Source organism: Tardiphaga sp. P4_G1 (assembly GCF_056401215.1).
Genome location: NZ_JBFUJU010000005.1, coordinates 447,732 through 468,886, shown reverse-complemented (window position 1 = coordinate 468,886; position 21,155 = coordinate 447,732). Strand labels below are relative to the sequence as shown.

General features: G+C 62.0%; 21 protein-coding genes. 6 read left to right on the top strand and 15 right to left on the bottom strand.

The genetic code is table 11. The features are described 5' to 3' along the window. Window positions 1–31 precede the first annotated feature (31 nt). Window positions 32–1,006 carry a Bug family tripartite tricarboxylate transporter substrate binding protein gene (locus AC1DUY_RS14870; RefSeq protein WP_478115187.1) on the bottom strand — a complete coding sequence of 325 codons (975 nt, stop codon included), beginning with the start codon at window positions 1,004–1,006 and terminating at the stop codon, window positions 32–34. Between the two features lie 294 nt (window positions 1,007–1,300). On the opposite strand from AC1DUY_RS14870, the gene phhA reads away from it, so the two are divergent. Next, entirely contained in the window at window positions 1,301–2,188 is an 888-nt protein-coding gene (gene phhA / locus AC1DUY_RS14865; RefSeq protein ID WP_478115185.1) for a phenylalanine 4-monooxygenase, read from the top strand. Here phhA and AC1DUY_RS14860 read toward each other — a convergent pair. Further along, entirely contained in the window at window positions 2,174–2,623 is a 450-nt protein-coding gene (locus AC1DUY_RS14860; protein WP_068736063.1) for a helix-turn-helix transcriptional regulator, read from the bottom strand. The genes phhA and AC1DUY_RS14860 overlap by 15 nt on opposite strands. 370 nt (window positions 2,624–2,993) lie before the next feature. Between AC1DUY_RS14860 and AC1DUY_RS14855 the strand changes: the two genes are divergently transcribed. Beyond that, the gene (locus tag AC1DUY_RS14855; RefSeq protein ID WP_478115183.1) at window positions 2,994–4,370 is read left to right on the top strand and encodes an outer membrane protein; all 1,377 of its coding nucleotides are present in this window, start codon (window positions 2,994–2,996) and stop codon (window positions 4,368–4,370) included. 51 nt (window positions 4,371–4,421) lie between these two features. Here the strand turns inward: AC1DUY_RS14855 and AC1DUY_RS14850 are convergent, their stop codons facing one another. Next, a complete protein-coding gene (locus tag AC1DUY_RS14850; protein ID WP_441230126.1) occupies window positions 4,422–5,930 on the bottom strand; it encodes a glycosyltransferase family 39 protein in 1,509 nt (502 codons plus the stop codon). Window positions 5,931–5,937: 7 nt separating this feature from the next. Beyond that, window positions 5,938–7,071, bottom strand: a complete 1,134-nt coding sequence (locus tag AC1DUY_RS14845; RefSeq protein WP_089264978.1) for a glycosyltransferase — start codon at window positions 7,069–7,071, stop codon at window positions 5,938–5,940. Window positions 7,072–7,529: 458 nt separating this feature from the next. On the opposite strand from AC1DUY_RS14845, the gene AC1DUY_RS14840 reads away from it, so the two are divergent. Together AC1DUY_RS14840 and AC1DUY_RS14835 are read left to right on the top strand one after the other, a co-directional pair. Then, window positions 7,530–8,837, top strand: coding sequence for a M20/M25/M40 family metallo-hydrolase (locus AC1DUY_RS14840; protein WP_478115180.1), 1,308 nt, complete (start codon window positions 7,530–7,532; stop codon window positions 8,835–8,837). A 35-nt stretch (window positions 8,838–8,872) separates the two neighbouring features. Then, window positions 8,873–9,676: a DUF72 domain-containing protein gene (locus AC1DUY_RS14835; RefSeq protein ID WP_184518293.1), complete on the top strand. Its 804-nt coding sequence runs from the start codon at window positions 8,873–8,875 to the stop codon at window positions 9,674–9,676. Window positions 9,677–9,692: 16 nt separating this feature from the next. Here AC1DUY_RS14835 and AC1DUY_RS14830 read toward each other — a convergent pair whose 3' ends face one another. Further along, window positions 9,693–10,655 carry a Bug family tripartite tricarboxylate transporter substrate binding protein gene (locus tag AC1DUY_RS14830; RefSeq protein WP_478115177.1) on the bottom strand — a complete coding sequence of 321 codons (963 nt, stop codon included), beginning with the start codon at window positions 10,653–10,655 and terminating at the stop codon, window positions 9,693–9,695. Window positions 10,656–10,799: 144 nt separating this feature from the next. Here AC1DUY_RS14830 and AC1DUY_RS14825 point away from each other — a divergent pair, with 144 nt between their 5' ends. Further along, window positions 10,800–11,264, top strand: coding sequence for a DUF488 domain-containing protein (locus AC1DUY_RS14825; protein ID WP_439064349.1), 465 nt, complete (start codon window positions 10,800–10,802; stop codon window positions 11,262–11,264). Window positions 11,265–11,458: 194 nt separating this feature from the next. Then, a complete protein-coding gene (bcsS, locus tag AC1DUY_RS14820) occupies window positions 11,459–12,241 on the top strand; it encodes a cellulose biosynthesis protein BcsS (RefSeq protein ID WP_441230129.1) in 783 nt (260 codons plus the stop codon). A gap of 8 nt (window positions 12,242–12,249) precedes the next feature. Here the strand turns inward: bcsS and AC1DUY_RS14815 are convergent, their stop codons facing one another. The 10 genes from AC1DUY_RS14815 to AC1DUY_RS14770 form a co-directional block, all read right to left on the bottom strand. Next, complete coding sequence (locus AC1DUY_RS14815) at window positions 12,250–13,572, bottom strand: adenylate/guanylate cyclase domain-containing protein (RefSeq protein WP_441230130.1); 1,323 nt, start codon at window positions 13,570–13,572, stop codon at window positions 12,250–12,252. A 53-nt stretch (window positions 13,573–13,625) separates the two neighbouring features. Beyond that, window positions 13,626–13,952 carry a DUF4189 domain-containing protein gene (locus tag AC1DUY_RS14810; protein ID WP_315844185.1) on the bottom strand — a complete coding sequence of 109 codons (327 nt, stop codon included), beginning with the start codon at window positions 13,950–13,952 and terminating at the stop codon, window positions 13,626–13,628. A gap of 155 nt (window positions 13,953–14,107) precedes the next feature. Then, window positions 14,108–15,712: an NTP transferase domain-containing protein gene (locus AC1DUY_RS14805; RefSeq protein ID WP_478115174.1), complete on the bottom strand. Its 1,605-nt coding sequence runs from the start codon at window positions 15,710–15,712 to the stop codon at window positions 14,108–14,110. Continuing rightward, entirely contained in the window at window positions 15,709–16,425 is a 717-nt protein-coding gene (locus AC1DUY_RS14800) for an XdhC family protein (RefSeq protein ID WP_478115172.1), read from the bottom strand. Before AC1DUY_RS14800 ends, AC1DUY_RS14805 begins: the two co-directional genes overlap by 4 nt. Next, complete coding sequence (locus tag AC1DUY_RS14795) at window positions 16,422–16,751, bottom strand: XdhC family protein (RefSeq protein ID WP_068736040.1); 330 nt, start codon at window positions 16,749–16,751, stop codon at window positions 16,422–16,424. Before AC1DUY_RS14795 ends, AC1DUY_RS14800 begins: the two co-directional genes overlap by 4 nt. 11 nt (window positions 16,752–16,762) lie before the next feature. Next, window positions 16,763–17,929 (bottom strand): vWA domain-containing protein, encoded by a 1,167-nt coding sequence (locus tag AC1DUY_RS14790; RefSeq protein WP_120292714.1) that lies wholly within the window; start codon window positions 17,927–17,929, stop codon window positions 16,763–16,765. A 190-nt stretch (window positions 17,930–18,119) separates the two neighbouring features. Beyond that, window positions 18,120–19,028, bottom strand: a complete 909-nt coding sequence (locus tag AC1DUY_RS14785) for an AAA family ATPase (RefSeq protein ID WP_478115169.1) — start codon at window positions 19,026–19,028, stop codon at window positions 18,120–18,122. Between the two features lie 38 nt (window positions 19,029–19,066). After that, window positions 19,067–19,873, bottom strand: coding sequence for an FAD binding domain-containing protein (locus AC1DUY_RS14780; protein WP_478115167.1), 807 nt, complete (start codon window positions 19,871–19,873; stop codon window positions 19,067–19,069). A gap of 46 nt (window positions 19,874–19,919) precedes the next feature. Then, on the bottom strand, window positions 19,920–20,405 hold the full coding sequence (locus AC1DUY_RS14775; protein ID WP_089264990.1) for a (2Fe-2S)-binding protein: 486 nt from the start codon (window positions 20,403–20,405) through the stop codon (window positions 19,920–19,922). Window positions 20,406–20,576: 171 nt separating this feature from the next. Then, a complete protein-coding gene (locus AC1DUY_RS14770) occupies window positions 20,577–21,023 on the bottom strand; it encodes an SRPBCC family protein (protein WP_089264991.1) in 447 nt (148 codons plus the stop codon). Window positions 21,024–21,155: the final 132 nt, after the last annotated feature.

Genomic DNA, 21,155 nt, shown 5'->3' with positions numbered 1-21,155 from the left:
CGACCGATGTGTCAGGCAATATGACTAGTGGTCAGAAAAGCTTCGCGCCAGACGCACCGACGACGCGTCCCCAGCGGGCGTAATCGTCCTTGATCGTCTTGGCGAAGGCCTGAGGCGTCGAGGTCGTGATGCTGAGGCCCTGCTTTTCGAGAAGCTCGCGAACATCCGGCAGCGCGCCGATGCGCACCACTTCGGCGTTCAGGCGATCAACAATGGCATCGGGCGTCCCTGCAGGCACGACGAGGCCGAACCAGGAGTCGACGACAAAGTCAGCCACGCCTGCTTCCGCCGGCGTCGGCACATCGGGAAGCTGCGACGAGCGCTCGCGGCTGGTGATCACGAGACCCTTGACCTTGCCGTCGCGGATCTGCGGCGCCAGCACCGTCAGCGTGTCGAAAGACAGGTTCACCTGGTTTCCGAGCAGTGCATTGACGGCGGGAGCGCTGCCCTTGAACGGCACATGGAGCAGATCCGTCTCGGTCAGGCTCTTGAACAGCTCGCCGCTCAGATGGCAGAGCGTGCCGGGCCCGCACGACGAGTAGGTGAACTTGCCGGGCTCACGTTTGGCCGCAGCGACGAGCTCCTTCACTGATGACACCGGCGTATCCGGGCTGGCCGCGAGCACGTAAGGCACCGACGTCAGCATGGCCACCGGCGTGAAGCTCTTGAAGGGGTCGTAAGAGATGGTCTTGTTGATATGCGGCAGGATCGTGAGCTGTCCAGCAGGCGCCAGCGACAGCGTGTAGCCATCCGGATCGGCCTTGGCGACAGCATCGGCAGCAATAGCCGTACCGGCACCAGCCTTGTTCTCGACTACAATGGTCTGCTTCAGCGCCTCACCGAGCTTGTCGGCATAGACCCGCGCCGTGATGTCCGCAGCGCCGCCCGGCGGGAACGGAACGATCAGCTTGATCGTCCGGCTCGGCCAGTTGTCAGCGAGGGCTCCCGTCGCACCGGAGACCAGCAGCACTGCCGCGAAAGCACCTGAGAGGAAGCGAGAAGACATGACGGACCGCACGGTCGTATTCCTTATGATCGATGATGAGAGTGTTTTGCCCGTGGCTCCCGCGAGGTTTCGCCGAGATTTCGCAATCATTTCAGTGATGTGGGACCACGTTTGTTACCACTGAAAATGTCATCGAGACGGGTCTCCGACAAGGAAACGCCTTTGCAAATAAGATCTGGACGATGGTGGATTGCTATCGTCGGACGGGAGGATGCGAGAAGTTGCTTCTTTTGACGGAACTATTCGGCAGCGGAACCTTATGCTCTGATCGGACCGTCGGAGTCGGAGAGCGTCATGACCGAGCTGAACCAGTCGACCGAGAAGAGCCGCTACCTCAGCGCCCCGAAACGCCCTGACTTCACGCTGGACCAGGACTGGGGCTCCTACTCCGCCGCCGAGCACGATCGCTGGGACCGCCTGTTCGCCCGCGCACAGACCGTCCTTAAAGGCCGGGCTTGCAACGAATTCCTCGCTGCGCTGAACACGCTGCAGCTGTCCGAATCCGGCATTCCCGATCTGGAGAAACTGAGTGCCCGTCTAACGCCGTTGACCGGTTGGCAGGTTGTGCCGGTCGCCGAACTGGTGCCCGATGAGATCTTCTTCGATCATCTTGCCAATCGCCGCTTCCCGGCCGGCGCCTTCATCCGCCCCGAACACGAAATGGACTATCTGCAGGAACCGGACATCTTCCATGACGTCTTCGGGCACGTTCCGCTATTGGCGAACCCGGTCTATGCCGACTTCATGGAGGCCTATGGAAAAGGCGGCCAGCGCGCGATGGCGCTTGGCCAGTTGAAAAACCTGGCACGATTATACTGGTACACGGTGGAGTTCGGACTGATGAACAGCGCGGACGGGTTGCGCATCTTCGGCGCCGGCATTCTGTCGTCAGCAACGGAGTCGGTCTTCGCGCTGGAAGACTCCTCGCCGAACCGGATCACGTTCGACCTCGAACGTGTGATGCGGACGAACTACATCATCGACGATTTCCAGCAGAGCTATTTCGTCATCGAGAGCTTCGAGAAGCTGCTGCAGGACAGCTATCAGGATTTTGGCGCACTCTATACCCGCCTGGCCAAAGCAGACGACATCGCGGCCGACGAGGTGAGCCCTGAGGATCACGTCATCAGCCGCGGGACGCTGGACTATTTCAAGCGCAAGCGCGCGTCAGCCATTCATTGACTGGATGCGGAATTTAGCCGGCGACGCGCCGAAGCGACGACGGAAGCTGCGGTGGAAATAGGATAGTTCGTTGAAGCCGCAGGCGGCCGCGACTTCACTGATCTTCAGGCTGCACTGCCGATCGCCGGTCAGCATGCTGCGGGCCTTTTCAAGCCTCAGCTCCATGATGCGATCGGTGATGCTGAGGCCGGAACCCTGCAGCAAATCCTGAACGTAGCGGACGGACAGGCCGAGCTTCTCGGCGACCACCCGGGTCGAGAACTGCTGGTCGGCAAAGCTCTCATTGATCTGGTTGATCACGCTGGCGATCCGCGCTCCGCGCAGGCCGCCGACCTCGGTGAGGTTCACGGGGTCCGGCTTTTCGATGCTGTGCACCTTGGCACGGTCGGATCCAAAGTCGGAGTGGCTGCTGAATGCGAGATTTGTGTTTTCCATGTTCCCAATCACCGCCCATTTCAATGTGTGCGGAGATAGGTCGTCCGGACCCCTGACTTTGGTTCAACGCCGACGACGATAATTTATCGTCTTTCGAAATCATAGCGGCGCACTGCGCCCCGATGGTGACCCATAAGTCGTTGGCCGGTGGTCGTCGTGTGGTCCCAAGATCGCGTTCCCCAGTAGTACTTCCAGGTGAGACCGAGCGGCGACAGCCGCTCACAATGCGACGCCAAGAGCGCGATCCAGCACAAGTCACGCGCTTACGACCACGACGAGAGCGGTATTTTTATACATGGTCGCTGCCGAAATGACGCGCGAAGCAGCTCCGATTCCTCGAGCGCCGCCAGCGCACCTGCAAGGAAACGACATGAAACAGCTTCTCCTCGGCACCATCGGCATCCTCAGCCTCGGCAATGCCGCCATCGCCGCAGACGTGCCGGCCCGCGCCTATACCAAGGCCTCCGCCATCGATCCCGCCTATAACTGGACCGGCTTTTATGCCGGCGTTCATGCCGGTTACGGTCTCGGCGGGACCGAATGGCAGATCCTGAATATCCGGACCGACGGCGCGCTGGGCGGCATTCAGGCCGGCTACAATCAACAGATCGGCAACCTGCTGCTCGGCATCGAAGCCGATATCAGCTTTAGCGGCATCAAGGGCAATCGCACGGTGAGCATTCTGAACCAGGCCACCCTGTCCCAGACGTCGCAAATCAACTGGCTGTCGACCGTGACCGGACGCGTTGGCTTCGCCAATGGCCGCTGGCTCACTTACGCCAAGGGCGGCTTCGCCTGGGCCAATGAAGATCACGGCTACGACGTTCAGGTTTCGGTGCCGGGGCCGGACCGGCTTACACTGTCCGGCAGCGAGACACGGCGGGGTTGGATCGTCGGCGCCGGCATGGAATATGCGCTTGCCAACAACTGGTCGCTGCGCGGCGAGTATAATTTCATCGGCTTCCCCGACCACGAGTTCGATTTCAGCGGCACGCGGGCCTCCACCGGGCCGATCGCCTCCACGGCTTCGACCAAGCAGACGCTGCATCTCATCAAGCTCGGCGCGAATTACCAGTTCGGCGCTCCCGATGCTGCCAAACCGATCCCGCCGCTGCAATACGCACAGTCAGGATTCAATTGGACCGGGCTATATCTCGGTGCGCAGGCAGGCTACGGATCGGGACACGGCGACTGGCGCGACTACACACCCGATGGGAAGTTCTCGATGACCGGAGGCTTTGGCGGCGGCCAGATCGGCGCCAATGTGCAGCTCGGCGTGATCGTCATGGGCGTCGAAGGCGAACTGGTCGGCGGCGATATCGGCGGCGGCACCCGCACCAACTTTGATAACAATCTCGAGATGCGCTCGCGCACCGAATGGCTCGCAATGGCCACCGCACGTATCGGCATGGTGACCAACGAGCGCTGGCTGACCTATCTCAAGGGCGGCGTCGCCCTCGCCGGGGATCATCACGCCATATCGCTGTCGTCGGGCCCGCAATACGCAAATCTCGACGGATCCCGCCTTCACACCGGTTACGTGGTCGGTGCCGGCGTGGAATACGGCTTCGCGCCAAACTGGTCCGTCAAGGCCGAGTACAACTACATCGGCTTCGGCCACGACAATGCGAGCCTCGAAGGCGTGATCAATGCCCCTCCGATGGTCGGCCCTTATTATCTGAATGCCGATATTGCCCAGACCATGCAGCTCGGCAAGATCGGCGTGAACTATCACTTTGCGCCATAAACGCGACAGCCGACCACCATCGCGCTATCAAGCGCATGGTGGTCGCGCCTCCTAGCGCGGTAACATCTCGGGTGGCGGCGAACGGTCCAGTACATCGCCTTTCGCGCCTTCCAGCAGATTCAGCTCGACATTCTCCACGACCAGCGGGCCGCGTTTGCGTTTGAGGTCAGCCACTTTCTCGATATTCGCAAAAGCCGCCCCCCATTCCGGATTGGCCGCAGCATTTTGCTCACCCACCAGCAAAAGCTTGCCGGATAGCTGCTCTGCACTCGGCTCCGGCATGTTCACCCAGCGAATCCGCTGGGTGCGCTGGAAGACACAGGTCCCCTTCGGCAGATAGAAGGTCAGCCATCCCGTGGTGCCGTAATCGGGCGCCACCACGCATGTGGCCCCGACACGGGCGCGAACCGCCTCGACGTCGGCCGCCAGTTCGACAAAACCCACGCCGATGCTGCGTACTGTCGCATCACGCTTGTAGCCAGACAGCAGACCCGTATTGGCCTGCACCACCAGTGCCGTGAACATGACGACGCCGGTCGGCCCCGCCCAGCGCAGGCAGAAATCCACCGTGCGCTGCTCGCGCGGCTTCCATTGCACGATGGTTGCCGCGACGGCAGCAATGATGGCCAGCGTCGGATAGACTGGCGCGAACCAGTTGGCTTCGACGCGGCTGTGCAGCGCATGCCAGCCGAAATACAGCACGATGACCCAGAACATCGCATTCAGCAGCACCCGCGCCGGCCACGCTCCGGGCCTGCGGACCGCCAAGGCATAGAGACCCATCACGCCGAGAATGAACACCAGCGGTGTCGCGAAGGCGAATTGGGTCGGGATCAACTCGGCGATGAAGGCTGGATTGAAGTGATCAATCCGGGCGCGTCCGAGCTGCTTGATGAAAGACACCCAGCCATGTTCGGCATTCCAGAACAGCACCGGCGAGAACACCGCGAGCGCTACCAGACCGCCGAGATAGGGCCATGGCGAGATCAGCCAGCGCCGCATCTTCGGTACGGCAATGAGCCAGATCAGGATCGCCGGCCCGAAAAACAGTGCGGTATATTTCGATAGCAGCGCTACGCCGACGGCCACGCCCACCGCGAGCCACCACGCGCCCTGCCCGGTGGCCAGCACCTGGGCCAGCGCCAACAACACGAAACTTGAGGCGACGAGCACCGGCGCGTCCGGCGTGACGATCATTAACCCGACCGACGTGATCATCGTCGCATTGAGCAGGATCACCGCCGTTGACGCGATCCGCTGACCGCCGAACAGTAATTCGGCCGTGCGATACACCGCCCAGCTCATCGGCAACGCCAGCAGGACCGAGACGACGCGTACACCGAATTCGGTATCGCCGGCAATCATGGTGCCGAGCCGGATCACCACCGCGACCATCGGCGGGTGATCGTAGTAACCGCCGGCCAGATGCTTCGACCACATCCAATAATAGGCTTCATCGAAGGTCAGCGGCGTCCATGCGGCCGCCGCGAGCCGCAGCAGCACCAGACCGACGACCACGGCCGCGGTGCCGCGAACCAGCCGCAGTTCCTGCGCGGTCATCCAGCGATCACCGTTTCCGCCACACGAACAGGCCCGACATCGCGTAGTTCCAGACCACGCCCATCAGCGCGCCGGAAGCACCCGCCAGCCACCAGATCGGCTCCTGGTCGAAGACCGACCAAGCCACGCCGACATTGGCGAGCAGACCCACGCTGCAGACCACGTAGAAGATCGCCAGACCACGCAGGATACCGAAACCTTTCAAACGCTGGTCGCGATAGGTCAGGAAATTGTTGAGCAGGAAGTTGCCGGTCATCGCGCAAAACGCCGCAATGGCCTGCGCCTCTGCGAATGGCGGATCGAAAACTTCCAGCGTGACGAACAACACGGCGAAATGCACGAACAGGCCGATCGAGCCGACCATAGCAAACAGTAGGAAGCGCAGCGACACGGTATCGTTGGTCAGCTTCGCCAGCACCAGGCCCAGGAAGTCGAGCGCCACCATGGAATCGAGCTTGCTTTCACCATGCAGCCGCGAGCCGAATGTGTAGGGTACCTCGATAACGCGCAGATCGCCTTCTGCCGTCGCGACGACATCGAGCAAAATTTTGAAGCCCTGCGTTGAGAGTTTCGGCGCCAATTGTTCGAAGCGATCGCGGCGGATCATGAAGAAGCCGCTCATCGGATCGGCGATCTCGACCTTCAGCACCCGCTGCGCGACCGCGGTCGCGAACTTGCTGGCGCCAAGGCGCTGCTGGTTGAAACTGTCGGCACTGCCGCCCTCGATATAGCGGCTGCCGATCACCAGTTCGGCAGCGCCACTTTCGATCAGACCGAGCATCTTGCCGAGCTGAGTCTCATCGTGTTGCAAGTCGCCGTCGATCACCGCCGCGCAGGGCGCGCTGGAGGCCAGCATACCTTCGATACAGGCGCCTGACAGGCCGCGCCGGCCGATGCGGCGGATGCAGCGGACACGCGAGTCACCCCGCGCCAGCTCACGTACCGCGTCGGCGGTGCCGTCCGGCGAATTGTCGTCGACGAAAATGACTTCCCAGGAAATGCCGACCAGCGCCGCGTCCAGCCGCTGCACCAGGGTGGCGACATTGCCGCGTTCGTTGAAAGTGGGGACGACGACGGACAGCTGCAGCGGAGCGCCCGCCTGCAATATCTGTCCGGGCCCCGGTCTGATGGCTTCGTTCATGGCGCCAGCATATATCTGCCGCGCTGGACCATGCCAAGGCGGACAGGGAACGGCGAGCCCTTAACTGGTGCCGGAACAAGCCATCAGAGGGGGGAATGGCCAAAAGTGGCCCAAAAATGCCAACGACCCCGAACAACAGGCGCACGTACATCCGGCGCACCGAGCTATTCAAGGTCGTTCCAGCGCCGGAGCTATGAAGCATCATCGTCGCCGTTGGAAACAAAATAGGGACGCTGGAGAGATTCCGCAAGGGGTGTCCCGGGACTGCGTTCAACGCCACATTCCGGCCGTAAACACCGCACCCTGGCACCATTCTGTTGCTGGCGAGCTATAGCCAGTCCTCCGGGTGCCCGCTACCTTGCCCCAGTCAACAGCGGCGCGTTCGCGCGGTTTTCTCGAGGCGGAAGCCCCGCCTGAACCGCGACCACAATCGTCTCCGCGTGATAATCGGAGATGCCATGCGACGTTCGCTCGGACCATGCCTATTCGCTGCATCGCTGACGCTGGCATCCTTCGGCGCCAGCCATGTCACCGCGCAGACGATTGATACCGTCACGACGACGCTGCTGTCCGATTCGCGCGTCATGGCCGCGCTCGATGCCATCAAGGCCGACGATACTCGCGCCCTGAAAGAGCAGATCCGGATCACCGAAATTCCCGCGCCTCCGTTCAAGGAGAACGTGCGCGGCAACTACATTCTGTCACGGTTTCAGGAACTGGGCTTCAAGGACGCCGTGATCGACGCCGAGGGCAATGTGATCGCCCGGCGCAAGGGAACCGCCGGAACGCCGAAGCTGGTCATCTCCGCACATCAGGACACTGTCTTTCCCGAGGGGACCGACGTCACGGTGAAGGAAAAGGACGGCGTCTATTTGGCGCCGGGGATCGGTGACGATGCCCGTGGGCTCGCGGCCCTGTTGTCTTTAATGCAGACCCTCAACACCCAGCAGATCGCGACGGTCGGGGACGTCATGTTCGTCGCCAGCGTCGGCGAAGAAGAGCTGGGCAATCTGCGCGGCGTCAAAGCCCTGTTTCGCGACAACAAGGACATCGACGGCTTCATCTCGATCGACGGCCTCGGTGTCACGCGCATCGTCAATCAGGGAACCGGAAGCCACCGCTACGAGATGATCTTCAAAGGTCCGGGCGGTCACAGTTTTCAGGAATTCGGCCTGCCGAGCGCGACCCATGCGCTGGGTCGCGCGGTCGCGAAAATCTCGGAGCTGCAGACACCCGCGGATCCAAAAACCACCTTCACGGTCGGAACGGTAAGTGGCGGCACATCCGTCAACGCCATCGCAGCGGAAGCCCGCATGACGATCGACATGCGATCAAATTCGACCGAAGAGCTGTTGAAACTCGAAGCAAGGCTTCTCGATCAGGTGAAGGACGCAGTCGGTGAAGAAAACAAACGCTGGGGATCGGACAAGATCACTGTCGAGATCAAACTGATTGGCGACCGCCCGGCGGGCGTTGTCGCAGAAGACTCTCCCCTCGTGCAGGCGACCGCGCGTGCCGTGACCGCGCTGACCCGTGCGCCCCATGTCACCTTTGCCGGCTCCAGCACGGACTCCAATCTCGCGATGTCGCTCGGCATCCCCGCGGTGACCATCGGCGGCGGCGGCCAGGGCGGCAACTGGCATTCGCGCAATGAATGGTACAAGCCCGTCGACGCTTATATCGGGCCGCAAAATGCACTGCTGACGATGCTGGTGCTGACCGGCGTGGAGGGCGTAACCAAGCCGGTGCTGCTGGCGCGGCACTGAGTAAAACGACGAATACTAAAAGGATCGGCCTCACAATGGTTGCGAAATCCGGACAAATCCGTATCGGCATCGGCGGTTGGACTTTCGCGCCGTGGCGCGGGGTGTTCTATCCGGAGAAACTCACGCAAGCGAAGGAGCTCAGCTATGCCGCGTCCAAGCTGACCTCGATCGAGATCAACGGGACCTTCTACGGCTCGCAGAAGCCGGAGAGCTTTCGCAAATGGGCGCGCGAAGTGCCGGAAGATTTCGTATTCTCGCTCAAGGGCCCCCGCTTCGCAACCAATCGCCGGGTGCTCGCCGAAGCCGGCGAAAGCGTGAACCGTTTCTACGATTCCGGCGTGCTCGAACTCGGTGACAAGCTCGGACCCGTTCTGTGGCAATTCGCGCCGACCAAGAAATTCGACGAAGCCGATTTCGGGAAGTTTCTCGAATTGCTGCCGACCGAGCTCGGTGGGCGCAAGCTGCGCCATGTGGTCGAGGTCCGCCACGACAGCTTCTGCGTGCCGGCCTTCATTGCGCTGCTACGGCAGTTCAAGATCCCCGTGGTTTTCTCCGAACACGCCACCTACCCGGCCATCGCCGACGTCACCGGCGATTTCGTCTATCTGCGTTTGCAGAAGGGCGAGGACAGCATCAAGACCGCTTATCCGCCAAAGGCGCTGGATGCCTGGGCCAAACGCTTCGAGACCTGGGCCAGCGGCGGCGAGCCGACCGACCTGCCGCGCGTCGATGATGCCAAGATCAAGAAACAGCCACGCGACGTGTTTGCCTATGTCATCCACGAGGCCAAGGTACGCGCACCACACGGTGCCATGGCGTTGATCGAGCGGGTGACGTAGCACCCACGCGCGTTGCTCAATCGAGCTTGATGCCGGCCTCGCGGATCAGTTTTGTCCAGGTGGCGTGTTCTGATGCGATGAAGCCGTCGAGCTTGTCGTCGGGCATATCCCAGGGCTCACCGCCGCTCTTCTCGAAGCGCTCCTTCAGATCGGGCAACACCGCTCGAATATCCTGACGGAGTTTTGCGATCACCGCCGGCGGCGTCTTCGCCGGCACGAAGATGCCAAGCCATGAATCGACATCGAGGCCGGGCACGCCCGCTTCCGCCATGGTCGGAACGTCAGGCGCCAGCGGGCTCCGCTTCGACGACAGCACCGCGATACCCCGCACCTGCCCCGTCTGCACATAAGGCAGCCCGGCGGCGATCGAGTCGAAGAACAGGTCGATGCGGCCTGCCAGCAGATCGGCGAAGGCCGGTGGAGATCCCCGGTAAGGCACTTCCTGCAGCTTGACGCCGGCGGACCTCATAAAGGCTGCGGCCACCAGTTGCTGTCCGGTCCCGACGCCGGCGGTCGCCACGGTGATCGACCCCGGCTTGTCCAGTGCTGCGGCAACGATTTCCTTTGGGGTCTGCTGCGGCAGATCCTTACGGCCGACCATCACGTAGCCGAACTTGTAGACCAGCGCGACCGGCACGAAATCCTTCAGCGGGTCATAGGCGAGCTTGGCGTAGAGCGCGGAGTTGAAGGCCATGTTGGAAAGGCCGCCGACCATCAGCGTATAGCCGTCGGCCTCGCTCTGGGCCGCAGCCTGCGTGCCTACGACGGTGCCCGCTCCTGGCTTGTTCTCGACAAAGAACGCCTGCCCCGTTCGCTTCGCCAGCGCATCGGCGAGATGCCGCCCGACCAGATCGTAGCTGCCGCCGGGCGCGATCGGCACGATAATTCTGACCGGACGATCCGGATATGCGCCTTGCGCCAGAGATGTGGACTGAAACGACACAAGCGCGAGCGCGATTGCGCCTAACGCACCAACCATGCGAGCCATCATTCCCCCGGTGATATCGGCCATTGAACTGGCGGAGTTTGTTGAGTTGACTATGTGCCATGTTGCAAATGGGAGCAACGCCTCGCGGCTGGCCGCGACATTGTGCCAATCATCTGTCGATCACGGGGTGCTCACATGGCCCGCAAGATACCTCGCCTCTTCACCGTCGGTTACGAGCAGACGCCAGCGAAAGCCGTGCTCGATGAACTGCAAAATGCCGGCGTCAAGCTGCTGGTCGATGTGCGTGCCGTCGCCGCATCGCGGCGACCGGGCTTCTCCAAGAATCAGCTCGCTGCCGGCCTCGACGAGCGCGGCATCGGCTACATCCATCTGCGCGGACTGGGCACACCCAAGGACGGCCGCGAAGCCGCACGTAGCGGCAAGCTCGCAGCGCTCGAGAAGATCTATATGGCTCATCTCAAGACACCGCAGGCACGCGAGGCGATGGATGAGCTGGCGGCGCTGGTGACGAAGTCCGGACCGGTCTGCATCCTCTGCTACGAGCGCGACCACGAACACTGTCATCGGCGCTGGATCGCCGAGATCATCGAGGAGCGCGAAGGTGCCAAGGTTCAGAACCTGCTGCCGTCGCAGCTTTGAAGCCGCGCGACGATCTCACAGCAGTTTTTTTTCAGATTATTACTTATCCACACTGGACGGCGGCTTATCCCCAATATAATCTACCTTGAGTTGTATTATTTTGTTGTGTTTCTGTTGCGTTGGGTGGGGGCTCGATGCGTTGGGGACTGGCGTTACGCGCTTTATGCGTTGCGGCGGCCGCATATTCCTGCGGCATGGCCTCGGCTCAGGATATCGGTGAGATCGACGCCACGATCGAACCGGCATCCGGCTCATCGAGCTTCTGGTCGCCCCTGTTCGACATGCGTATCAAAAAACGGCGTGCCTTCGATTTTCTCTCCGGCGGCATGCCGGACCGTCTGATGTATTTCGGCGGTGTCGATGCGTCGCATTGGAGCCTCGGCGCCTATGGCGGCCTGCAATGGGCCCCCGCCGGCCTGAACAAGGACGGTTTCATTCTGCGTTTCTTTCTGTCGGAAAACCTCGAACGCTACACGACAGGCACGCGCTCCGACTACACCCAGATCAGCCGCGCGGCGATCCTGCCGGGCTACCTCATCCGAACCGGCAATCTGGAAGTTCAGCTCTTGGCTGGTCTCGATATGGAAGCCGACTATTTCTACCACGATCAGCGCCGCTCTCGGCTTCGCGCGATGCTCGGCGCGCGGGGCACGATGGACGTCTGGTGGGAGCCGACACGCGAGCTGATGCTGCAATATGCCATCTCAGGCACGACCATCGATACTGGCTATACCACGCGCATTGCAGCCGGCTGGCGCCTGTTCGATTTGTTCTGGATCGGCCCGGAGGCAGCACTGTCGAACGACTATTTCAGCCAGCAGACCCGGATCGGCGGCCATCTGACTGGCTTGCGCACCGGCCCCTACGAATGGTCATTCGCCGCGGGACATGTGCGAGACAATTTCGAGCGCCAGGGGGTCTATGCACGCTTCGGCATGGTCATGCGACCGCCCCGCGCGCCATTCTTCGAGAACTGAGGCAGCACTCAGCCCAAGCGCCAGATAGCCTGCGGCAGGTCATAGCCGCGGATCGGCACATCACCGAGCAGCTCAGCATCGCTGCAAGTGTCGCCCAAGGCATCACGTATGGAGGCAGAGATCAGCAGTTGCGAGCCGAACTGTTTGTTGAGCGCCTCAAGCCGAGCCGCGAAGTTCACGGTATCGCCGATGACGGTGTATTCCTTGCGGCGCGGGGAGCCAACGTTGCCGGCAATCACGGCCCCAATATGAAGCCCGATGCCGATGCGCAGGGGCCATTCACTGTCCCGATTGCTTTTCTCGACAGCTATGAGCATCTCGCGTGCCGCTTGTACGGCGCAATGCGCCGCATTCGGATCCTCAATGGGCGCTCCGAACAGCGCGAGAAATCCGTCCCCGAGAAACTTGTTTACGATCCCCGAATGGCGATCCAGCACGTCGACCAATAGAGCAAAGGTCTCGTCGAGCCGATCCACCACCTGGCGGGGCGAATGCACACGGGTCGCTGCGGTGAAGTTACGGATATCGACGAACATCACCGCGACGTGACGCATCTCGGTCGTGGAGCTCGTTCCCGACGCCAACAACCGTTCCACAACCTGCGGCGAGACATGCTGACCGAACAGATTGGTGACACGATCGCGCGCCGAAGTTGCCGCGATGCTCGCCTCGAACTGGCGACGGAGTTGCAAGCCGACGGCGCCTGCAAGAATACCGCAGAGCAGGACCATGGCGCTGCGGATAAGCTGAAACGCAAAATCCGGTGCCGGTTCCGAGGCGAATTGCACCGGATGATACAGCATGGCCAGCGCAAGCATCTGGGCGGCCGCGACAAAGCCGGTAAACGTCGACAGCCAGAAATCGAGCCGAAGCGTGGATAGAATGATGAAGATGAAATAGGACAAAGGCGCCGCAAATGCCAACGCCGCCGCCGGCCCCATCCAGCCCATATGGAGATGCAGTGCAGCCGTTGGAATGCTGGTCTCGATGAGTGCGCTCAGATAGCGTCGCCCCTGCGCAATATCCTGCCCTGCGGCGATGCGCTGATTGATCTTGTAAAGAACGAAGAATTCGAACAGCAGCAGCGGGCCCGTGATCATAAAAGACGATGCGAGATCGAACTGGCCATTGGATATGCGCGCGAAGCTCGACGGCGCCAGCAGATAGGCAATGGACAGCGACAGCGTCACGATCACCACGGTGCCAATGACCGTCTTGACCCGCAACCGTTCGGTCAACAGCATCTCGCGGCTCAGCGCCTTGCGAAATTCGCGAACGGACGGATCGGCGTCGGCGGCAGACTTCAGAAGTGTCCGGAAAAATTGAATCATTGCAGCAGTCTAGCTGCCGCAGGCGCATTGAACGAGATATTTGTCGGGGAGCTCTAGCCCTTGGCGTCGCAGGCCCATGCGCGGATGACGCATTCCTTACCGCCGTAGTCATAGCATTTCTTGGTCGCCTGATTCAGCGAACTCGAAATACGAGGCGCCACGGCATAGCCGTGTGCGCCGCAGGGATTCTTCATATCCACGGCGAAGGCTGCACAGGCGCGGTTCATCGTTACGGTCGTGCATTCGCCCTTGCACTGCTTTTTAGCGGCCGCCAGCGCCGCCCCCTGTGCCGGGTAGTCGAAGGCCTGGCCATAGGCACCGCACTTGCCCACGGCGAGGGCACCAGCGGCCGAAGCCACGTCCATGGCACCGACGCTCATCAACAAGGCAACGGCGAGAATCGCGCGACGACGCGCGGCAACAAACAGTGACAATTTCCCCTCCCCCGAGGTCGATCGAGGCAGACGCTAAAGGAAGGGCGTTTCAACTTGGTGAACGAAAGTGCAATGCGGCGGCCCGCCGCATGCGCCATGTGTTAGCCGCTCCGCGCGTCTTCCAGCGCCTGCGGTGTATCGATATCGAGGAAGGCGCCGTGGCCTTCCACGGCCACATCGGCAACGGCTTCGGCGTGCTTCATGATCAGGTGCCGGGCACCGATATCGCCGTCCAACGTCATCAACTCATTGAAGAAGCGCCGAGACCACAACACGGGATTACCGCGACGGCCCTCGCTTACAGGGACGACGATGAGGTTGCCGCGATCCGGCGCGAAGGCTTCGATCAACCGGTCGATCAAGCGGGCATCGATCAGCGGCATGTCGCCGAGACAGACCACGGCTCCATTGGCATCGGCCGGGACCGCCGCGATGCCGGCTTTCACCGAACTGGCAAGGCCATCAGCAAAATCAGGGTTGTAGACGAACGTGACTTTGAGTCCGGCCAGCGCCTTCTCGACCTCCGGCGCCTGATGACCTGTCACCACCGTTACGCTCGACGCTTTCGATGCGACCGCCTGTTCGGCGACTATCCGGACCAATGCCTTGCCGTTGAGTTCGGCGAGCAACTTGTTCGGCCCCCCCATCCGGGTCGAACGACCGGCGGCCAGAATAACGGCGGCGACGTTGCTGTTGCCATCGCTGCCGACGGGCACGCGCGGTTGCGGCCGGGTGACGATTTCCATCAGCAAACCGCCGACGCCCATGCCTGTGAGATCCGAACGCGTGACCTTGAGACCGGCCAGCAGCCGCATCAACACCCAATCGAAGCCGTTCTCGACTGGGGATCGCGCACAGCCCGGCGCACCCAGCACCGGCACGTTGCCGGCCCTGCCGATCAGCAGCAGATTGCCGGGATCGACCGGCATGCCGAAATGCTCGATGGCGCCGCCGATCTGTTCGATCGCCGACGGAATGACGTCACGGCGGTCGGCAATGGCCGACGCGCCGAACACGATCACCAGCTCGGCGCCGAGCCCGAGCAATTCCTTGATTGTTTTCGCGAGCACCTTCTCGTCGTGTGGCACGCGGCGCTCGGCGATGATCTTCGCACCAGCAGGCGCAAGGCGCTCTTCGGTCACACGCAGTGTCTTGTCGATCACCTTCGGCGACAGCCCCGGCAACAGCGTCGAGACGATGCCGACTTTCTTGACCGTGTAAGGCGCGATTCTCATTGCGCCGCCCGAGGCAGCCTGGACGGCCGCGTCGCACAGCGTACCGGCGACACCAAACGGGATCAGCTTGACGGTCGCGATCATTTCGCCTTCGACAACCGGCTTGTAGCCCGCCAGCGTTGCGAAGGTGATGGCTTCATCGACGGCATTGATGCGATCGACGATGGCGCGATCGACGACCAGCACGCCCGGCGTGCCCGCAAACAGATTGGCGCGGCCCGTGAAGGCTCGCTCGACATTGACGCCCTCGCCCGCCACTGACTGCGCGATACTGGCTGCAGCGACGTCTTCGGACACATCACCTTCCTCGAGACGCACGACGACCACGTCCTTGACCCCCGCGCCGGTCAGCGCGGCGACTTCATCGGGACCGATAGTGGTGCCCTTCTTGAGAACGAGCGAACCCTGACGCAGCGTATGGACGGTCACGCCGCCAAGTGCATCCGCCGGACTGGCGGGACCGAACTTCATGGGTTGCTCACTTTGGACAATTCCGCGGGTATCGTCTTGGGCGTGCGCAGTTCGGCGGTGATCTCGGCCATGATCGAGACCGCGATCTCCGATGGCGAAACAGCACCGATATTGAGACCGATCGGCGCCTTGATCCGCGCGAAGTCAGCCTCGCTGACGCCCTGCGCCTTCATCCGGTCGCCGCGCTTGGCGTGAGTCTTTCGCGAGCCCAGCGCGCCGATATAGAAGCAGTTCTTCTCGAACGCGTGCAGCAGCGCTGGATCGTCGATCTTCGGATCATGGGTCACCGCAACGAAGGCCGTGTAGTGATCGATGTTGAGGCCCGGCAGCGCCTCTTCGGGCCATTCAGCGATCAGCTTCACGTCCGGAAAACGCTCTGCGCTGGCAAAGGCTGTGCGCGGATCGACCACCGTCACATCGTAATCCAGCGACCGCGCCAGCGGCGCCAAAGCCTGGCTGATATGGACGGCGCCGACGATCACGAGCCGTGCAGTGGGCGCATAGACGTTGAGAAACAGCTTCTTGCCGTCGAACTCAACCATCGCGCTCTTGCCCATGCGGAGCTGCTTCTCAAGCTCGGCATGCAGCGGATCGGCACCGAAATCGGCGGCCTTCACCAGGCGTTGTGTTCCGTCGGATATATCGGTGATCAAAATAACGGGGCGCCGAGCGGCGCGTTCCGTGTTCAGGGTGGCAAGTGTCTCGGCTTTCACGACTGACCGACCTTCTCGACGAACACACGGATCGTGCCGCCGCAAGACAGGCCGACATTCCACGCGGTCTCGTCAGCCACGCCGAATTCGAGCAATTTGGGCTCGCCACTCGCAATCACATCCAACGCCTCGGTGACCACGGCGCCTTCAACGCAGCCGCCGGAGACTGAGCCCAGGAAGGTGCCGTCGTCGTTGATGACGAGATTCGAGCCTGCGGGGCGCGGCGCCGAACCCCAGGTCTCAACCACGGTGGCCAGCGCCACGCCGTGCCCGGCCTTCTGCCACGCCTCGGCGGCCTGCAGGATGTCTTCATCGCGATTGAGCATGGAAGCCTCTCTTAAGCTGCGGGCCGGATCAGGCTGCGGTGATGGACCGGGGGCGCCGATGACAGCGCCTTGATCAGTCCGTCGATCGAACTCAAATTATGCACCGGGCGGAATTCGTCAACGTGCGGGAGCATCATTTTGATGCCCTGAGCTTTCGGCTCGAACCCATCGAAGCGCAACAACGGGTTGAGCCAGATCAGCCGCCGGCAGGAGCGATGCAGCCGGTCCATCTCGAAGGCCAGTTGGGAATCCGCCTCCCGCTCCAAACCGTCGGAAATTAGCAGCACGATGGCGCCCTGGCCGAGTACGCGGCGTCCCCAGAGCTTGTTGAAGTTGTGCAGCGACGCGGAGATGCGCGTGCCGCCGGCCCAGTCTTCCACCGAGGCCGAGCACGAGGCCAGCGCCTCGTCGGGATCGCGCGAGCGCAGCGCCCGCGTCACATTGGTCAGCCGGGTGCCAAACAGAAAAACCGAGACGCGCTTGCGGGCGTCCGTAATGGCATGAAGGAAGTGCAGAAACAGCCGGGTATATTCACTCATCGAGCCGGAGATATCGAGCAACGCGACAATCGGCGCCGGCTTGTCGATCAGGCCTAGCCTGCGGATATCGATGATGTCGCCGCCGGTGCGCAGGCTGCCACGCAGCGTGCGCCGCAGATCGAGCCGCGCGCCGTGCTTGTCCGGCTGAGTGCGGCGTGTGCGCAGTTCAGCTTGCGGCAGCCGCATATTGGCGATGGCGCGCGTGACCTCGGCGATCTCCGCTGCGCTCATCTGCGCAAAGTCCTTCTTCTGCAAAACCTCGCGGTCGGAGACCGACAGCCTGATCTCCTGCTCCTGCGGTGCCTCGCGCTCTTGGCCCTGCGCCGGCTGCGCCATCGCCTCCTGCACGCGGCGCGAGGCCGGCGGCGGCTTGCGCTTGGCATCGTCGGGCAGCGGCACCGAATCCAGCATCTGCTTCCATTCGTCGGCCGCACGAAAGAACAGATCGAAGGCCTGGGCAAACACCAACGCATGCTCGTGGCGTTTGACGAAGATCGCTTCCAGCGTCGTGAATACGTCGGCGCGCTTGCCGATCTCGATCATCTGCAACGCATTGAGCGCATCGATCACCGCACCCGGCCCGACCGGCAGCCCGGCGGCGCGGAGCGCACGCGCAAAGCCGATGACATTATCTGCCATCTGGCCAGTCGGTGGGTTGAGATGGTCGATGGGCAAACCTAACTCCGTCGTTCCGGGGCGAGCGCGCCACTTGCGCGACCGAACCTCAGCCACTCCAATTGGAGTGGTGGGGAACCTCGATGTGTTCAACTACTTCGGGATTCCGGGTTCGCGTTCGGCTATCGCCGCCCGCGCCCCGGAATGACGAGTGTTAATCGCTCGTCGCTTCCTTGATCACCTTCGCCAGCGCATCGCCCTGCATGCGCTGGATATCGTCCTGATACTTCAACAGCGCGCCCAGCGTATCGCCCACCACCTGCGGCGTCAGCGAGCGGGCGTCGAGTTCGGTCAGCGCGGTCGCCCAGTCCAGAGTCTCGGCAACGCCCGGCGACTTGTAGAAATCCTGATCGCGCAGTGCCTGCACGAATCTCACCACCTGCTGCGAGAGCTTTGCGGAGATGCCCGGCACCCGCGACTTGACGATGGCGAGTTCGCGCTCGGCGTTGGGATAGTCGACCCAGTGATACAGACAGCGCCGCTTCAGCGCGTCGTGAATCTCGCGGGTGCGGTTCGATGTGACGATGACGATGGGCGGCGCCGGCGCCTTGACCGTACCGAGCTCGGGGATCGTCACCTGGAAGTCGCTGAGGATTTCGAGGAGATAGGCTTCGAACGCCTCGTCCGCGCGATCGAGTTCGTCGATCAGCAAGACCGGCGCGCCATTGACGTCCGGCTCCAGCGCCTGCAGCAGTGGACGCTTGATCAGATAGCGCTCGGCGAAGATGTCGCTGGAGAGCTGATCGCGGTCGGTATCGCCGGCCGCTTCCGCCAGACGGATCGCGATCATTTGCGACGCGCTGTTCCACTCATAGACCGCGGAGGACACGTCGAGGCCTTCGTAGCATTGCAGCCGGATCAGCTTGCGGCCGAGTGCTGCCGATAGCACCTTGGCGATCTCGGTCTTGCCGACGCCGGCCTCGCCTTCGAGAAACAGCGGCCGGCCCATTTTCAGCGAGAGATAGGTGACCGTCGCCAGCGAACGCTCGGCGAGATAGCCACGCGATGTCAGCAATTCCAGCATGCCATCGACGGAGGTGGGAAGCGCCGATGGCTTAGTCATGAGAGAACCAATCCGGAAAAGTGCGGACCTGACAAATATCAGGCCCGGTTGTTGGCAGCTTCGACCGCACGCTTGGCCAGCACGCCGATCAGATGCGCCCGATATTCGGCGCTGCCATGGAGATCGCTGTTGAGGCCTTCGGCCGGCACCGTAAGCCCGTCCAGCGCCTTTGGCGAGAACCGCTTCTGCAATGCAGCCTCGAACTCCTCGACGCGGAACACACCATCCGAGCCCGCACCGGTGACGGTGACGCGCACGCCCGAGGGCAGACGCGCCACGAACACCCCGACCAGCGCGTAGCGCGAGGCCTGGTTGCGGAACTTGATATAGGCGGCCTTCTTCGGCACGGGGAAGGAGACCTTGGTAATGATCTCGTCGCCCTCCAGCGCGGTCGTGAACAAGCCCTGGAAAAATTCTTCCGGCTTCAGCTTGCGCTTGTTGGTGGTGATGGTGGCGCCGAGGGCCATTACAGCTGCCGGATAGTCCGCGGTCGGATCGTTATTGGCCAGCGAACCACCGATGGTACCCTTGTGGCGCACAGCGGGATCGCCGATCAGGCCGGCGAGCTCGGCCAGTGCCGGAATGGCTTCGCCAACGATCGGCGATGACGCGACAGCGGCATGCTTGGCGAGTGCGCCGATCACCAGCGAGCGGCCCTTCACCTCGATGCCGTCGACACCCTCGATATGCGAGAGATCGATGATATGCGGAGGTGCCGCCAGACGCTGCTTCATGACCGGCACCAGCGTGTGGCCTCCGGCGATCAACTTCGCGTCCTCGTTCTTGATGAGGAGATTGGCGGCCTGCCGCACGGTCGACGGACGATGATATTTGAATTCGTACATGGGTGGGGATCCCTGATTCGCGGTGCGCGATTATCGTTGTGCGTCGTTATGCGAGATCGGACTTCGCCATCGCTTTGGCGCCGGCTGCGATCGACGCTACGATGTTCTGATAACCGGTGCAGCGACAGAGATTGCCTTCGAGTTCTTCGCGGATCAGGTGATCGCTGAGATCATGTCCCTTGCGATGCACGAGGTCCACTGCGGTCATGATCATGCCGGGGGTGCAAAAGCCGCACTGCAGACCGTGATGCTCGCGAAACGCTTCCTGCATCGGATGCAGCGGCGCTCCATCGGCTGCGAGGCCTTCGATGGTCTTCACCTCGTGACCGTCGGCCATGACAGCGAGCGTGGTGCAGGACTTCACGGCCTTGCCGTCGAGATGCACAACGCAGGCGCCGCATTGCGACGTGTCGCACCCCACATGGGTGCCGGTGAGCCGCAGATTCTCACGCAGAAACTGCACCAGCAATGTGCGCGGATCGATATTGCCGGTGACGGGATTGCCGTTCACGATCATCGAGATTTTGGCCATATGCACTCTCTTGGTCCGCGTCCCATTGCGTGGCGACACGGTCATTAAAATCATTCCAAATGCATAATATGGCCCATCCCGGCAATGAGCAACCTCAAGTCGGGACGGTCTCTGGTGTGTTTTTCTGCGGTATCAAGCACACTTGATCGCCGCTATCAGACGCTCCGCACTTTAGCCTTGAACGGCTTTGGCGAAGTTTGCGAAGAACTCGTCGGCGATCTTCTTGGCTGAACCGTTGATCAGGCGCTGACCGAGCTGGGCCAACTTGCCGCCGATCTGGGCTTCCACATTGTAGGTCAGGAGCGTGCCGCCATCCTTGTCGGTCAGGCCGACGACAGCGCCGCCCTTGGCAAAGCCGGCCACGCCGCCCTCGCCTTCACCAGTGATCTTGTAGCCGTTGGGCGGATCGAGATCGCTCAGCGTGACCTTGCCCTTGAAGCGGGCGGAAACCGGGCCGACCTTGATCTTTGCGGTGGCGCGGAAGCCGCCCTCCTCTGTGGTCTCGAGCTCTTCGCAGCCCGGGATACAGGCCTTCAGCACCGCGGGGTCGTTGAGCTTTCCCCATACCACTTCGCGGGGCGCGGCAAGCTGAACTTCACCGCTCATCGTCATGGCCATGGGTCTGTCTCCTGAATTTGTCGCCGTCCGGAATTGAGGCTGTCATCCCCAAGGGATTGCCCCCAATCCCAAGTAATGCACGGACGGCGCAAAGGAAAGACCGCCTGGCGAGATGGGGCGATGCCTATTCGC

What these genes read in the sequence shown, in the direction of transcription:
- AC1DUY_RS14775 (WP_089264990.1), bottom strand. Translation starts at nt 20,405, where the DNA reads ATGGCCAAAATCTCGATGATCGTGAACGGCAATCCCGTCACCGGCAAT.
- AC1DUY_RS14825 (WP_439064349.1), top strand. Translation starts at nt 10,800, where the DNA reads ATGGCCCGCAAGATACCTCGCCTCTTCACCGTCGGTTACGAGCAGACG.
- phhA (WP_478115185.1), top strand. Translation starts at nt 1,301, where the DNA reads ATGACCGAGCTGAACCAGTCGACCGAGAAGAGCCGCTACCTCAGCGCC.
- AC1DUY_RS14850 (WP_441230126.1), bottom strand. Translation starts at nt 5,930, where the DNA reads ATGACCGCGCAGGAACTGCGGCTGGTTCGCGGCACCGCGGCCGTGGTC.
- AC1DUY_RS14795 (WP_068736040.1), bottom strand. Translation starts at nt 16,751, where the DNA reads ATGCTCAATCGCGATGAAGACATCCTGCAGGCCGCCGAGGCGTGGCAG.
- AC1DUY_RS14780 (WP_478115167.1), bottom strand. Translation starts at nt 19,873, where the DNA reads ATGTACGAATTCAAATATCATCGTCCGTCGACCGTGCGGCAGGCCGCC.
- AC1DUY_RS14790 (WP_120292714.1), bottom strand. Translation starts at nt 17,929, where the DNA reads ATGGCAGATAATGTCATCGGCTTTGCGCGTGCGCTCCGCGCCGCCGGG.
- AC1DUY_RS14870 (WP_478115187.1), bottom strand. Translation starts at nt 1,006, where the DNA reads ATGTCTTCTCGCTTCCTCTCAGGTGCTTTCGCGGCAGTGCTGCTGGTC.
- AC1DUY_RS14835 (WP_184518293.1), top strand. Translation starts at nt 8,873, where the DNA reads ATGGTTGCGAAATCCGGACAAATCCGTATCGGCATCGGCGGTTGGACT.
- bcsS (WP_441230129.1), top strand. Translation starts at nt 11,459, where the DNA reads ATGGCCTCGGCTCAGGATATCGGTGAGATCGACGCCACGATCGAACCG.
- AC1DUY_RS14855 (WP_478115183.1), top strand. Translation starts at nt 2,994, where the DNA reads ATGAAACAGCTTCTCCTCGGCACCATCGGCATCCTCAGCCTCGGCAAT.
- AC1DUY_RS14830 (WP_478115177.1), bottom strand. Translation starts at nt 10,655, where the DNA reads ATGGTTGGTGCGTTAGGCGCAATCGCGCTCGCGCTTGTGTCGTTTCAG.
- AC1DUY_RS14785 (WP_478115169.1), bottom strand. Translation starts at nt 19,028, where the DNA reads ATGACTAAGCCATCGGCGCTTCCCACCTCCGTCGATGGCATGCTGGAA.
- AC1DUY_RS14810 (WP_315844185.1), bottom strand. Translation starts at nt 13,952, where the DNA reads ATGAGCGTCGGTGCCATGGACGTGGCTTCGGCCGCTGGTGCCCTCGCC.
- AC1DUY_RS14815 (WP_441230130.1), bottom strand. Translation starts at nt 13,572, where the DNA reads ATGATTCAATTTTTCCGGACACTTCTGAAGTCTGCCGCCGACGCCGAT.
- AC1DUY_RS14840 (WP_478115180.1), top strand. Translation starts at nt 7,530, where the DNA reads ATGCGACGTTCGCTCGGACCATGCCTATTCGCTGCATCGCTGACGCTG.
- AC1DUY_RS14805 (WP_478115174.1), bottom strand. Translation starts at nt 15,712, where the DNA reads ATGAAGTTCGGTCCCGCCAGTCCGGCGGATGCACTTGGCGGCGTGACC.
- AC1DUY_RS14845 (WP_089264978.1), bottom strand. Translation starts at nt 7,071, where the DNA reads ATGAACGAAGCCATCAGACCGGGGCCCGGACAGATATTGCAGGCGGGC.
- AC1DUY_RS14770 (WP_089264991.1), bottom strand. Translation starts at nt 21,023, where the DNA reads ATGGCCATGACGATGAGCGGTGAAGTTCAGCTTGCCGCGCCCCGCGAA.
- AC1DUY_RS14860 (WP_068736063.1), bottom strand. Translation starts at nt 2,623, where the DNA reads ATGGAAAACACAAATCTCGCATTCAGCAGCCACTCCGACTTTGGATCC.